Origin of the sequence: Larkinella punicea, from assembly GCF_003334855.1 — a bacterium.
In the GTDB taxonomy this organism is placed as follows: Bacteria; Bacteroidota; Bacteroidia; order Cytophagales; family Spirosomataceae; genus Larkinella; species Larkinella punicea.
In genome coordinates this window covers 13,097-26,385 of sequence record NZ_QOWE01000033.1, presented here as the reverse complement: position 1 = coordinate 26,385, position 13,289 = coordinate 13,097, and the positions used below count along the sequence as shown (strand labels likewise).

The window sequence follows — 13,289 nt, the reverse complement described above, 5'->3', positions numbered from 1 at the left end:
GGCTTACTCCACCGTTATTTCATCCACCATGACCCAGGCATCTTTGCCCGCCTGGGTCATGCCGGCTGGTACTTTTCCTACATTCCGGGCGCTGATCCTAACATACCGACAGGTCACCGGTTCAAAAGTGAGGGTTTGGCGGATGATGGCCTTTTTGCCGCGTTCCCTTGGGTCCATCGACACGGTTTTTACGGTGCGGAACGTTCGACCATCGTCCGAAACCGCCACATCAACCTGTTTGGGCAGCAAAATCGCTCCGGCAGTGGCTTTTACCAATCCTATCGTCACCAATTGAATCGACTGCGGTTCGGCCAGATCCAGGGTGGCCGTCAGGTCGGCGGTTTTCACACCGGCCACGTTTTGCATTTCCTCCAGATAGCCAATGGTGGTTCCGTAGCGTCCGTCAATCAATAATGCCGGGTCTATGTTTTTCGGCCTTGTTGGAATCGTGGCGAATTGGATCGATTTACCGGTTGCTTTGGAAACCGCAAAATCCCACACCTGCACGTCGCCAATGACCACACCGCTTTTCACCGTAACGGCTTTTACGGAAGTGGGTTTTGTCAGGTCGAACGGGCGATCATACCGGACGGATTGGGCTGTGGGCGTCGAACCATCGGTCGAATACCGGATCTCGGCAGTTTCTTCCTGGGTAGTCATCGCAATCTGCAACGTTCCATCCGGCTGCGGACGGGTTTCGGCTACTACATCGTAATAGGCGCGGGAATACGAAACCCCCAGCGCATCCAGTCGTTTGAAGAGAGCCGGAAGTCGGCGGGTGAAGTCCGGCCAGTTTTTCTGGTCGAGGGGTGTCCACACCACTTCGGCCACGGCAGCCGCCCGGGGCCAGACCATATATTCGACCTGATTGGCGGTTTTGAGGTACTCCGTCCAGACGTTGGCCTGTGCGCCGATGAGATGTTTTTGAGCCGTGGCCGGTAAATCAGCCGGCGTCGGATCATAGGAATACGTTTTTTCGAGGGGCGTAAACCGACCAAAAGCCAGCGGTTCCTGCGACCGATCGGCCTGGTAATGATCCAGATACAGAAAGTTGCCGGGTGTCATGATCACATCGTGATTCTGCCGGGCGGCTTTCAAACCGCCCTCGATGCCGCGCCAGCTCATCACGGTTGCACCCGGCGACACCCGAATGGCCGGACTGTTGCCTTCCAGAATCTCATCCCAGCCAATGGTTTTCCAGCCTTTTGAACTCACCCATTTATCAATCCTTGAAATAAAATAACTCTGCAACTGGTTCTCATTTTTCAGCTTGAGCTTCTTCATCAGGTTCTGACAAAACGGGCTTTTTTTCCAGGAAATTTTCGGGCATTCGTCACCACCGATGTGGATATAGGGGCCGGGAAACAGCGTCATCACTTCCGTCAGGACGTCTTGCAGAAAAGTAAACGTCCGGTCGTAGGGACACAGCACATCCGTAAAAATGCCCCATTTGGTGGCGGTTTCGTAGGGGCCACCCGAACAACCGAACTCCGGATAAGCCGCTAAAATGGCCAGGGCATGACCCGGCATTTCTATTTCAGGAATAATAGTTACATATTTGGATTTCGCATACCGCACCACTTCACGCACTTCATCCTGCGTATAGAAACCGCCGTACGATTGCCCGTCAAACTGTTGTGGATCCGATTCATAATAGTGGCCAATCAGGGTTTCCTTGCGCCGACTACCAACCTGAGTCAATTTGGGGTATTTTTTTATTTCGATCCGCCAACCCTGATCGTCGGTCAGGTGCCAGTGAAACGTGTTGAATTTATGCAGTGCCAGCAGGTCGATGTATTTTTTGATGAACGAAACCGGGAAGAAATGCCGGGCGACATCCAGGTGCAGCCCCCGGTAACCATAGCGAGGTTTGTCTTCGATGCGGCAGGCCGGAACCGACCAGTTAACCGACAAGTCGGCGGGTGTTGAACGGAAGATTTCGGGCGGCAGAAGTTGATACAGCGATTGGATGGCGTAAAAAAAACCAGCCGGTTTGGTCGCTTCAATCGTTATAGTAGTGGTGGTAACATCAAGCCGGTAGCCTTCGTCGCCCAGGTTCGCGTCAGAAACCGGCACAAAAGCCAGCAAAGTGGCGGTTGGCGTCGCTCCGGGGCGATTTTCTGTTCGCAGCGAAAAACCGGTAGCGGCCTGGAATTGCCGGATAAACGGATCAGCCAGCGTTTTCAGCTCGGCGTTATCCGGGGGAAACCGGACGGTGGTTTCGTTGCTGAACATAAACCGGCCGTCAAGAACTTCCATTTTGGCCGGTTTGGGAATGATCAGGAAGTCTTGATCCGATTGACCAAAGCCGGAAAAAGACAGCAACAAACCCAGCCACAGACACACAATTCGAGGCATACACACAAGCAGTTGAGTTTTTAATCGGTTAAAAGTACATAAAACCAGTTCGAACGTGCTACAGTTTTTTCTCATTACCAGCTTATTGATACTGACCTGCACGCGAAGCTTCTGCCAGACGGTAAATCAAAAATACGAAATCGATATCGCCGGTTTTCGCGTTGGAACAATGACGGTTGCCCAGATTACCAGCCCCGGCTCGGTGGTTTACGACCAGATCAGCGACGTCGAATTCTGGTTTTTCGGAAAAATAAAAGTCTATTATAAAACCGTTTCCCGCCACGATCCGACCTCCCGCCAGCTCCTGCATTCCGACATCGACGCGCTATCCAATCACGGGAATTACCAGTCCGACATTATCTGGAAAAAAGACCATTACGACATCAACGTCAGGCAGTATAAATACGAACGAAAAGCGATTGAACCGAACCCGATCGACTTTACAACCATGCGGCTTTATTTTGAAGAACCGGTGGGTCGCACCCGGGTTTTTGCGGAATACTTCGGCAATTACGCTACCATCGAACCCACGAAAAAAGGAAGTTACCGCATTCGAATCGATGATCGGGAAGACGAGTACTTTTACACAAAAGGAAAGTTAGTGAAGATCATAAAAAAGAACCCGATCAAGAATTTTGTAATACGATCGATCGAATAATTACTAAATGGTAGAATTCTATTGCCCAATATCTGCTTTCTGCAAAACATTATAAAAAAGATAAAAAATATACAATATTTAATTTCATAATTCCATCAATAATCTTTAAAATATTTTGACAATTTCAATATTTTCAAAATTATATTTGCGCTTCAAGAATAAGTACCTATAATTGCATCGTCAGTTTTTCTGACGCCTTACAAAACCAACAGGCCAAAACCATCTCCGGCAAACTTCCCGGTTTGCTGCCCTTTTTCTTCCCATTCTGAACAGTCGTGCGGTCTCCTTGTCGTGAGGAGCGCAGAACTGCTATTGCCTGTACTCAACACACCCATTCTTACTTTCTTCCATTTTTATAACCCAAACTATTCAATAATGAAGCAAATCTACTCTCTGTTACTGGTCTGGATCGTCGTCAGCGGCCTCGGAAAAGCCTGGGCGCAAGACCGAACGCTTTCCGGAAAAATCACCAGTTCATCTGATGGTACTCCCCTGCCCGGCGTCAACGTGGTTGCCAAAGGTTCTTCAAAAGGCAGCGTTTCGGACGTCAACGGAAATTATTCCCTGCTGGCACCGGCCGGCACCAAAACGCTGGTATTCTCCTACATTGGCTTTCTGACCCAGGAAGCACCCGTTTCGGCCTCCTCCAATGCCATCAACGTGACGATGACAGAAGCCAGCCAGAGCCTCGACGAAGTCATTGTTTCGGGTTTGGCAACGAGCGTCAAACGGAGCAATGCCGCCAATGCCGTCACCCGGATTTCGTCGGACGAACTGGTCGGAAAAACCCGCCCGGTGACCCTCGATGCCGCCATGAGCGGTAAAATTGTCGGGGCCAACATCGTGCAGAACAGTGGGGCGCCCGGCGGTGGGATTTCCGTGAAATTGCGCGGGATTTCGTCCATCAACGGAAGTTCGGAGCCGTTGTATGTCATCGATGGCGTTTTCGTCAACAACTCGCAGTTTGCCACCGGGGCCGGTTCCGGCTCGTTCAGCGGGGCGGGAGCCAATCAGGATCAGGCCCCCAACCGGATTTCGGACATCAACCCCGCCGACATCGAGTCGATGGAAATCCTGAAAGGCCCCAGTGCGGCCGCTATCTACGGAACCCGCGCCAATGCCGGGGTGATTATCATTACTACGAAAAAAGGGAAAGCGGGTAAAACCAAAGTGAGCTTCGGTCAGGATGTTGGCTTTTCGTCTGCCACCAAACTGCTGGGTTACGAAGGCTTCAGCCTGGACCCCATCGGCCCGGAAGGACAGACCAAATTCGACTACGTTTTTGGCAATGGAACCGTGGGCAGTGGCAGCAAAACCGAAATCGACCTGTGGCAGAAAGCCACCGCCGAAGGCAAGCTGTATGATTATGAAAAATACATTTACGGCAATACCGGCAAAATTACGAACACCCGGCTGAGCATTTCCGGCGGGAACGACAAGACCAAATTTTACATGGCGGCTGGTTTGAACGACGAAACCGGCATCCAAAAAGGAACCGGTTTTCAACGGAAGTCGATCCGCCTGAACGTGGATCACAAACTGGCGAAATGGGTCGATTTTTCGATTGGTTCCAGCTACATGCAAACGGGCGCCCAGCGGAGTTTCAGCGGGAACGACAACCGGGGCGTTTCGATTGGCTACACCCTGGCCTATACCCCTAATTATGCCCAGTTAATGCCCGTCAACGGCGTTTACCCGCTGTCCCGCTACACCGGCGACAGCCCGGTTGCCATTGCCGAGCGGACGATCAACGACGAGCTCACCAACCGGTTTATTCAGTCGTTTACCAGCAATATTTACTTCCTGCAAAAACCGAACAGCACGCTGAAACTGGCTCTGCAAGGCGGTCTGGATTACGTCAACACGGAAGCGGAAGTGTATTTCCCGGAAGATTTGCAATCGCAGCTCACCCGGGCCACGCCCGGTGCTTCCCGGTATTCGAAAAACCGGAGTTTCAACACCAATTTGCAGGCTTTCCTGATTTACAACTGGCAGTTGCTGGGCGGCAAACTCGACCTGACTTCGCAGGTGGGAACGGTGCGGCTGTCGACCGACAACGATTTTAGCTGGATTCAGGGTGACGGTTTGTTACCCAAACAGAAAAATCCCAACACCGGAAGCGTCCGCACGTTCAGCGAGACCTGGCAAACCTGGCAGGATGTGGGTCTGATTGCCCAGCAGGAAGCCAATTACCAGGATAAAATCATCGGTACGCTGGGAATTCGCTTCGACAAATCGAGCTTGAACGGCGACAATGCGAAGTGGTACGGTTTTCCGCGCGCATCACTGGCCGTTAACCTGACAAAATTTGGTTTCTGGTCCTACGACCCCATCAGCCAGTTCAAACTCCGGGGTGCTTTTGGCCGGACCGGGGGCGTACCGGCATACGGAAACCTCTTCACCTCGCTCGGAACCACCATCATCGACGGCCAACTGGGTTCCGTTACGCCCACGAGCGTTGGAAACCCGACCATCGAGCCCGAAACGGCGCAGGAAGTGGAATGGGGTGTCGATCTGGGCTTGTTCAAAAACCGGGTTAGCCTGGAAGCGACGTATTACGATAAAAAAATCTTCAACCTGCTGAATCCCTACACCTTATCATCCGGAACGGGGGTTACGCAGTTCAACGCCTATCCGGTGGGTGATTTGCAAAACCGGGGCGTCGAGTTGGGGCTGAACGTCACACCGGTCGAGATGTCGAATTTTACCTGGACCTCCTCGGTGCAATACTGGTTCAACCGCAGCAAAATTACGCGACTGGAAATTCCGAACACGACGGTGGGTTCCGGTTTCAGTATCTACGGACGCAACCAGTTGCGGCTGGGCGAATCGCCAACCCGCTGGTATGGCTCCCCGAACGTTCCGGATGCCCAGGGCGTTGCCCAGGCGACCCGCTACGAAGATGCACAGCCGAAATACCAGGTTTCGTTTTCCAACCAGTTCAAGATCTTCCAAAGCTTCGACTTCGGATTTCTGCTGCACACCAGCCAGGGGAATCACAACTCCAACCTGACGACTAAACAGAAAGATACGGGCGGTACGACCAAAGACTGGAGTCAGGTCGACAATTTGTATGGTAACGTGGGCCTGCCCAACGGACGCGCCCGGCTACCGGCCAATCCCAACGTAACGGCCCGCGAATTCATTCAGGATGCAAGTTATGTGCGGTTGCGCGAGGTTTCGCTGTACTACACGGTTCCCAGAACCATTCTGGGCAAAGCGTTCGCCAATGTGGTGTCCAACATCCGGATCGGTACGTCGGCCCAAAACCTGCTGACCTTCACCAAATACGAAGGCTACGATCCCGAAGCGTCGAACTTTGGAAACCAGTCGGTGGGCGCGAGCGTCGACAATGCCGCTTTCCCGAACAGCAAACGGATCTTCTTCCACATTGCGGTTGATTTTTAAGAATTGCCCCCCCACCCCCTGAAGGGGGCTTAAACAAACCGAGTGCAAAAGCCCCCTTCAGGGGGTGGGGGGCCAAACACTCAAATTATTCCTCTATGAAATTTTCTCTAAAACATACCATTCTCCTGGCCGGACTTGCTTTTGCGATGCCGTCCTGTAGCTTTTTCGAGGTCGAAGATACCATCGACCCCAACAACCCCGCCCTGGAGTCCATCCTGACCAACGCGTCGCGGATCCAGATCAACCAGATGGGCATCGGCATTCAGTCGTCTTTCCGCAACGGGCAGTCGAACCTGGTTCGGGTAACCGGTTCCATTGGCCGGGAAATCTACAACCTCGCTTCTACGGAACTGACCTGGACGACCGAATTGCTGGGAACGACCAATGGCGGTTTTAGCGCAACTACCTTATTCAACGGTTATTACAGTGATTTTTCCCAGACCCGTCGCCGGGCCGAGTATTTTAAACTGGCTGCCGAAAATTCCGCCCCCAGTGCGCTGACCGATGCCGAAAAGCAGGGGATTCGCGGGTTTTCCAATACCGTATCGGCCTACACGATGTTGTGTATGCTCAACATGCAGTATAAAAACGGCATCCGGATCAAATACACGGATTTATACAGCCCGGGGGATATGCTGAAACCGGGGCCGTTTGTTTCGTATGAAGACGGTCTGAAAGAAATCCGGCGACTGCTGGACGAAGGAGCGACGCAACTGGCTGCGGGCGGAACGGCTTTCGGATTTACGATGACGAGTGGCTATGCCGGGTTCAATACGCCCGCCAATTTCCGGAAATTCAACCGGGCGCTGGCCGCACGGACAGCCATGTACCAGCAGGACTGGACGGGGTTGTTGTCCACGCTGGGTGAGTCGTTTTTCGACCTGAACGGTGCGCTGACCACCGGCCCCAATTTCACGTATTCAACCACCTCGGGGGATATTACGAATCCGCAATTTCAGCAACTGAACACCACGGCTTCGCCCGTGGTCGCACAGGCGTTGTTTATCTCTCAGGCTGAAGTCGGGGATACGCGGGTGACGAAAAAAGTAACGAAACGCACCTCCGCCCGCGCCCTGAACGGAATTATTGGCGAGTACGACGTGTCGATGTATCCGCTCAGTACCAATCCGATTTCAATCATCCGGAACGAAGAGCTGATTCTGATGTATGCCGAAGCGATGATTCAAACCGGCAAACTGACGGATGCCGTGACGGCCCTGAACAAGGTTCGGACTGGTGCCGGATTAAAGGAACTGGCGACCGCCAAACCGGCGATTCTGAACGACAAAAATGCCCTGATCGACGAGTTGCTGAATCAACGCCGGTATTCGTTGTTTTACGAAGGCCACCGCTGGTTCGACATGCGACGCTACGGCCGTCTGGCCCAGCTTCCGAACGATCAGCCGAATCATAAAGTGTACGATCAACTGATCCGTCCGTTTGCCGAAATTCAGTGGGATGCCAAAAATCCGCAGTAACCTAACCCCTAACCCCCATTTTATGAATCATTTCCACAGTAAGATCGCCCGGCGATTGCTCATCGTTCTGGCTGTTCTGACCTCATTTGCCGGTTTTTCCCAGACGAAGCTCAAGTTTGAACTTTCGTTTCCGGCCGCCATCAGTGCAACGCCCCTGACGGGTCGGATGTTTCTGATCATTACGCGCAAAGACAGCACCGAACCCCGCCAGCAGGTGGGCCGTTATGGCACGCAGTTCTGGGGAGCGGATTTTGAAAAACTGGCCGCGGGCAAAGCCATCACCATCGACGGTTCTACGCTGGGTTATCCCATTAACGCGCTGAAAGATGTTCCGAAAGGCGAGTATTTTGTGCAGGCGGTTTTGAACAAATACACCGAATTCAAGCGGTCGGACGGCCACACGGTGTGGATGCACATGGATCAGTGGGAAGGCCAGCAATGGACCCGATCGCCGGGGAATGTCTACAGTGCCGTTCAGAAAATCACGATCGACCCGGCGAAAAGCGAAACCATCAAGCTGGAAGTGACGAAGGTGATTCCGCCCATTTCGGTACCTGCGGATACCAAATGGGTGAAGCACATCAAAATTCAGAGCGCCAAATTGACGAAATTCTGGGGTCATCCCATTTTCATCGGCGCGACGATTTTATTACCGAAAGGCTACGACGAGGAACCTACCCGGCTCTATCCGACGGTGTATCAGCAAGGCCACTTTTCGACCGCGCCCCCGTTCCGGTTTGCCGAAAACCCAAACAACGAGTTTTACAAAGACTGGACAGCGGATAATGGCCCCCGGTTTATTGCCATCACGCTGCAACATCCGTCGCCGTATTTTGATGATTCGTACGCGGTCAACTCGGCCAACAACGGCCCGTTTGGCGACGCCATTCACGAGGAATTGATCCCGGAAATTGAAACCAAATTCCGTTGCATCCGCGAAGGCTACGCCCGTTTGCTCACCGGCGGTTCGACCGGCGGCTGGGAATCGTTCGCACTTCAGGTCTGGTATCCGGAATTTTACGGCGGAACCTGGTCGTTTGCGCCCGATCCGCTCGACTTCTGGAACGTGGAAGGCATCGATATTTACAAAGACAAAAATGCGTTTTACAAAGAATACGAATGGTATAAAGTGCCCACGACGAACACGCGTATTCCGGCAACCGGCGAACCGCGTCTGACCTCCGAACAGCGCAACATGATGGAACTGGTCAACGGCACGAAAGGGCGGTCGGGCGGTCAGCTCGACGTCTGGAGTTCGGTGTTCGGGCCGGTCGGTGCCGACGGGTATTTCAAACCGCTGTTCGACAAAAAAACCGGGGTGATCGATCCCAGCGTGGCCGCTTACTGGAAGGAACATTACGACCTGCGCCATTATCTGGAGAAAAACTGGGCCACCGTTGGGCCGAAGCTGGTGGGCAAGCTGAACATCATCGTTGGGCGGATGGACGATTTCTTCCTTAACTTTGGGGTGTATAAAGTCGACGAGTTTTTGAGCAAAACCACCAATCCAGCCTATGGCGGTTCGATTACCTACGGCGACCGGGGTGGCCATAGCTGGCGGCCCTATTCCAACGGCGAGTTGCTCAAAATCATGGATGCACACATCAAAAAGATGGCTCCGGCCAAGGGTGCAACGACGAAAGCCAATTAGTCTAACCAACGCAATCGCATGAAAATCAGTCTGAAAATACCGTCGATTTGCCAACTTCTGCTGCTGGTGGTGGTCGTTGCTCTAAGTAATCCACTGCTGGCGCAAGTGCCGGGGGTCAACAAGGCGGATTCGTTATACATCCGGGAAAATTACGTCAAGACGGAAGTGATGGTGCCGATGCGCGACGGGGTGAAATTGTTCACATCGATTTATACGCCGAAAAACACCTCGCAGAAGTACCCGATCATGTTCGACCGGACGCCCTACAGCGTGGCACCCTACGGAGCAGACGCGTATAAAACATCGCTGGGACCATCAATGGCATTTGCCAAAGATGGTTACATCTTTGTGTATCAGGATGTTCGGGGTCGTTGGATGTCGGAAGGTAACTTTGTAGCAGTTCGGCCGCACATTCCCGACAAAAAGAAGAAAACCGATGTGGATGAGAGTTCGGACACTTACGACGCCATCGACTGGCTGATCAAAAACATTCCGAACAACAACGGAAAGGTGGGCACCTGGGGCATTTCGGCACCCGGTTTTTACACCACCATGACCGCCATCGACGCCCACCCGGCCCTCAAGGCGGTTTCGCCCCAGGCCCCGGTGACGGACTGGTATATGGGCGACGACCGGCACCACAACGGCGCGTTTTTCCTGATGGGCACCTTCGCCTTTCTGTCGTCCTATGGCCAGCCCCGCCCGGCTCCGACCACGAAAGGAGGCCCCCGTTTCAGTGGTTATTACACCCCGGATTCGTATAAATTTTACATGAATGTCGGGCCGCTGTCGAAGGTCAACGAGAAGTATTTCAAAGGCGAAAATGCGCTCTGGCAGGAGATGATGGTACACGATGCCTACGACGAATACTGGCAAAGCCGGGCGGTTGTTCCGCACCTGAAAAACATCAAACCGGCCATTATGACCGTGGGCGGCTGGTTCGATCAGGAAGATTTGTACGGCCCGCTGAAGGTGTATGCCGGTATTGAAAGCAAAAATCCGAAGACGACTAACAAGTTGGTGATGGGGCCGTGGATTCACGGTGGCTGGGCGCGCAGCACCGGCGAATCGCTGGGAAATATTCGTTTTGGCGCCAAAACGTCGCTGTACTACCGGGAAAAAATCGAGCTGCCGTTTTTCAATCACTACCTGAAAGACGGCCCTGACCCGCAACTGCCGGATGCGTCGATCTTCCTGACGGGTTCCAACGAGTGGAAGCAATACAGCCAGTGGCCACCCAAAGAGTCGGAAGAACGCAGCATCTATTTACACGCCAACGGCAAGCTGTCGTTCGAACCACCGAAGGAAACCGAAGCGGTTTTTGATGAATACGTGAATGATCCGAAAAAACCGGTTCCGTATACCAACAACGTCCAGATTATCCGGGGTGCCGATTTCATGTACGAAGACCAGCGGTTTGCGGCTGCCCGCCCCGACGTGATGGTGTATGAGTCGGAAGCGTTGACGGAAGACCTGACGATTACCGGGAATGTGATGGCGAATCTGTTTGTGACTTCAACGGGAACGGATGCCGATTTTGTGGTGAAACTAATCGACGTCTATCCCGACACGACGACGGCCACCAGCCCGATTCCGACGACCAAAATGGCCGGTTTTCAGTTGATGGTTCGGGGCGAAGTGATGCGGGCGAAATTCCGCAACAGCTTCTCCAAACCGGAACCGCTGAAACCGGGTGAGGTGACCGAAGTGAAATTCGACATGCAGGACGCGGCTCACACGTTCAAGAAAGGCCACAAAATGATGGTACAGGTACAGAGTTCGTGGTTTCCATTGGTCGACCGCAATCCGGGCAAATTCATGAACATCTACGACGCCACAGAGGCTGATTTCCAGAAAACCACCCAACGGGTTTACTTCTCGAACAAAAATCCGTCGCACGTCAAAGTGCGGGTGCTGAACAAGAGTATTTAAGAATTTTAGACTATAAAACCGCCGGGCTGTAAGGGAGAAGTTCCTTTATGGCCCGGCGGTTTGGCTATGGTATAATGAATCGTAAAATAGGCTGTCTGCGGCAAAAATACCAGCCCACGGTTGAAACCGTGGACTGGTCCAAATCCTGCTAAAATTTGCGATTAATTTCCAATTGAAACCAATACCTTTGGATGAAATTCCTATCCTTAAAATTTAGTTGTATTCTTTCATGAAAGCCCGATTTACCCTTTTCCTTCTCAGTCTTCTCCCCGGTTTTTTAGCGGCCCAAACCACCGGCATTGTCCAATCCGGGTTTATTTACGAAACCGCCCCGTTTCCTTCCTGCCACGCGTCCACGCTGGCCGAAACCCCGGATGGCGTGGTGGCGGCCTGGTTCGGCGGAACCGATGAGCGGGACCCTGATGTGGGTATCTGGTTTAGCCGAAAAACCGGTGCGGGCTGGACGCCCCCCGTCGAACTGGCGAATGGCGTTCAGGCCGTCGGAAAGCGGCAGCCCACCTGGAATCCGGTTTTGTTTCAAATGCCGAATGGACCGTTGTTGTTGTTTTATAAAGTAGGCCCCAGTCCGTCGACCTGGTGGGGCATGCAGATGAGTTCGGGCGACGGTGGCAAAACCTGGTCGAAACCCACGCGACTGCCCGATGGCATTGTCGGACCGATCAAGAACAAACCGGTTTTGCTGGCTTCCGGCAAATTGCTGAGCCCGTCGAGCAGCGAAGACAACGGCTGGCGGTTGCACATGGAAAGCAGCCTGGACGGCGGAAAAACCTGGCAGAAAACCCCGGCGCTCAACGATGGCAAGGCGTTCAGTGCCATTCAGCCCAGCGTGCTGTTTCACCCGAACGGGCGTTTGCAGTTGCTATGTCGCAGTAAAAACGGCCGGGTTCTGGAAGCCTGGTCGGAGGATGGCGGGACGAAATGGACGGATTTGAAGGCTACTGAATTGCCCAACCCGAATTCCGGGACGGATGCCGTAACGCTCCAGGATGGCCGGCAACTGCTGGTGTATAACCACACGCCCAAAGGCCGCTCACCGCTCAATGTGGCCTTGTCGCCCGATGGCAAACGCTGGCAGGCTGCGGTGGTGCTCGAAAACGAGCCCGGTGGTGAGTTCTCATACCCAGCCGTGATTCAGTCCCGCGACGGACTGGTTCACATCACCTACACGCACCATCGCAAGAAAATACGCTATGTAGTGCTGGACCCGGCCAAACTGGTGTTGGCCAATATCAAGGAAGGGCAGTGGCCAAAACCGTAGTCATTGGCTCCGAAAGGTTGTTGAAAGACAGAATCAGCGTGTAACCTGCTGTTGCTGAATGGTGCTTTTGAGTCGCTCGATTTCCTGCTGCTGGCTATCGGCTTTGAAGTAATAATACAACCCGGCAATCAGAAAGATCTTGGATAAGATAAACACAACCATGAAAGCGACTCGCCAGTATTTATGGACGCGGATGAACGAATCGCTCACCTCCACTTCCACGTAATCGGATTTAGCGGTTTTGGGTTCCGCGTCTTTTTTGTCGTTCGTTTCGGGCTCCCGTTTCCTGACTTCCTGACCGGGAATGCGCGCCTGAATGAGTTCCCAGGTGCCGGGTGGCGGGGGAACCGAATTTTCGACACAATACGCTTCAATCACCACCTCAAGCTCGTTTAAAGCCGAAGACACTTCCGGATAAAGAACCTTCATCTGCTGGACTTCGTGTTGCTCCTCTTCGGACGCTAATCCCAACAGATAGGCCTCTAAAACCCCACTATCTATGTATTGACGAATTTCCAATTTCCT

8 protein-coding genes are annotated in these 13,289 nt (G+C 53.0%); 6 read left to right on the top strand and 2 right to left on the bottom strand.

Translation table 11 applies throughout. The features are described 5' to 3' along the window. Nucleotides 1-3 precede the first annotated feature (3 nt). Nucleotides 4-2,358: a beta-N-acetylhexosaminidase gene (locus tag DUE52_RS29280; protein WP_114409650.1), complete on the bottom strand. Its 2,355-nt coding sequence runs from the start codon at nucleotides 2,356-2,358 to the stop codon at nucleotides 4-6. A 55-nt stretch (nucleotides 2,359-2,413) separates the two neighbouring features. Between DUE52_RS29280 and DUE52_RS29275 the strand changes: the two genes are divergently transcribed. The 6 genes from DUE52_RS29275 to DUE52_RS29250 all read left to right on the top strand — a co-directional run bounded on the left by DUE52_RS29275 (nucleotide 2,414) and on the right by DUE52_RS29250 (nucleotide 12,764). Next, a complete protein-coding gene (locus tag DUE52_RS29275; RefSeq protein WP_229312353.1) occupies nucleotides 2,414-3,016 on the top strand; it encodes a DUF6134 family protein in 603 nt (200 codons plus the stop codon). 375 nt (nucleotides 3,017-3,391) lie between these two features. After that, nucleotides 3,392-6,424, top strand: coding sequence for a SusC/RagA family TonB-linked outer membrane protein (locus DUE52_RS29270; protein WP_114409649.1), 3,033 nt, complete (start codon nucleotides 3,392-3,394; stop codon nucleotides 6,422-6,424). A 95-nt stretch (nucleotides 6,425-6,519) separates the two neighbouring features. Beyond that, the gene (locus DUE52_RS29265; RefSeq protein WP_114409648.1) at nucleotides 6,520-7,902 is read left to right on the top strand and encodes a RagB/SusD family nutrient uptake outer membrane protein; all 1,383 of its coding nucleotides are present in this window, start codon (nucleotides 6,520-6,522) and stop codon (nucleotides 7,900-7,902) included. Nucleotides 7,903-7,924: 22 nt separating this feature from the next. After that, nucleotides 7,925-9,553, top strand: a complete 1,629-nt coding sequence (locus DUE52_RS29260) for an alpha/beta hydrolase-fold protein (protein ID WP_165841057.1) — start codon at nucleotides 7,925-7,927, stop codon at nucleotides 9,551-9,553. Nucleotides 9,554-9,571: 18 nt separating this feature from the next. Then, nucleotides 9,572-11,485 (top strand): CocE/NonD family hydrolase, encoded by a 1,914-nt coding sequence (locus DUE52_RS29255; RefSeq protein WP_114409646.1) that lies wholly within the window; start codon nucleotides 9,572-9,574, stop codon nucleotides 11,483-11,485. A 229-nt stretch (nucleotides 11,486-11,714) separates the two neighbouring features. Further along, entirely contained in the window at nucleotides 11,715-12,764 is a 1,050-nt protein-coding gene (locus DUE52_RS29250; RefSeq protein ID WP_114409645.1) for a sialidase family protein, read from the top strand. A gap of 33 nt (nucleotides 12,765-12,797) precedes the next feature. Here DUE52_RS29250 and DUE52_RS29245 read toward each other — a convergent pair whose 3' ends face one another. Continuing rightward, nucleotides 12,798-13,283: a hypothetical protein gene (locus DUE52_RS29245; RefSeq protein WP_114409644.1), complete on the bottom strand. Its 486-nt coding sequence runs from the start codon at nucleotides 13,281-13,283 to the stop codon at nucleotides 12,798-12,800. Nucleotides 13,284-13,289 lie beyond the last annotated feature (6 nt).